This window comes from Microcoleus sp. F4-D5 (assembly GCF_036704885.1).
GTDB lineage: Bacteria > Cyanobacteriota > Cyanobacteriia > Cyanobacteriales > Microcoleaceae > Microcoleus.
In genome coordinates, this window is sequence record NZ_JAUBSX010000207.1 from 1 (window position 1) to 1207 (window position 1207).

Annotated in this window: 1 protein-coding gene; it reads left to right on the forward strand. The window is 47.0% G+C overall.

What is annotated here, in order from left to right; genetic code table 11:
- Positions 1 to 140: 140 nt before the first annotated feature.
- Positions 141 to 1193, forward strand: coding sequence for a hypothetical protein (locus QUA80_RS33635; RefSeq protein WP_333429220.1), 1053 nt, complete (start codon positions 141 to 143; stop codon positions 1191 to 1193).
- Positions 1194 to 1207 lie beyond the last annotated feature (14 nt).

Here is a 1207-nt window from a genome sequence, read left to right on the forward strand (position 1 = left end):
ATCAATACTCTCAAATCTTTACCACCAAAGCTTGCCGGGTGGTGCGCCGCAGGCGCACCCCCTGAACGGTTACAAATATACTCACCACTGATGAACAGTGTTCAATAAGATGCGTTCCCCCTGCAAGGGGGGCTGGGGGGGTGCTTTCTCAACAGCTACGGGAAGCATTAGCAGCATCGGGGAAAGAGCGAATTCGAGATTTAGTAAAAAATCCCCTGAGATGTTCGCTATTGTGCGGTACTTGGCAGTCGTTGGATGGGGATTTGCCGGATACTAAGGCTAAGCTTTATCAGCGGTTTGTGACTACTTTGTATCAGTGGAAAAAACCGCGCCTGAATTTGATTCAGCAGCAGGATTTGAATGCGGCTTTGGGGAAATTGGCACTTTCAGGGATGTTAAATGAAACGTCGCGGTTTCAGTTGCGAGAAAGTGTGGGATATCCGGTGATGGGTGCATCGCAGTTTGAGTTGGCTTGTCGTTTGGGTTGGCTGAATTTAGTGGCGAGGGATGCGGAGACGCTGGAAGGAATTTATGCTTTTTACCATCCGACGTTTCAGGAATATTTTGCGGCTTTAGCGGTTGAGGATTGGCACTTTTTCTTGAATCATTTTCCTGGGAATCCGCAACATTATGATGCTAGGTATCGCATTTTTGAGAAGCAGTGGAAGGAGGTTATTTTGCTGTGGTTGGGGCGTGAGGAGGTAGGGAAGGAGGAGAAGGAAGCGTTTATTAAGGCGTTAGTTGAGTTTGAGGATGGGTGTTATAATTTTTATAAACTTCGGGCGTATTTTCTAGTGGTGGCGGGGATTGCTGAGTTTAAGAACTGTAGTCTTGCTGATGAGATTGTATCGCAGATTATTCAGTGGGGATTTGGTTATTTTAATGAGGAAAAGCAGCAGTGGCAAAGATTTATCGATCCACTGGCAGAGGGTTCAAAGGAGATACTGAAACAGACTGATCGGGAAAGGGCGATCGCCGCTTTAGTCGAGTTAATCGGTACTTCTCAGGATAGATATGCCCGGATGCAAGCGGCATATAGCTTAGGGGTAATACACCAAGATCACCCAGTGGCGATCTCCGCTTTAGTCGAGCTAATCCACAATTCAGGTGATGAAGGTACCGAGTGGCAAGCCTTACTTTTCACGGCATCTCTGAAAGGTAGAGTAGGAGGTCATTCTAGGCAAAAGGGGTAGATGGTGATATCATC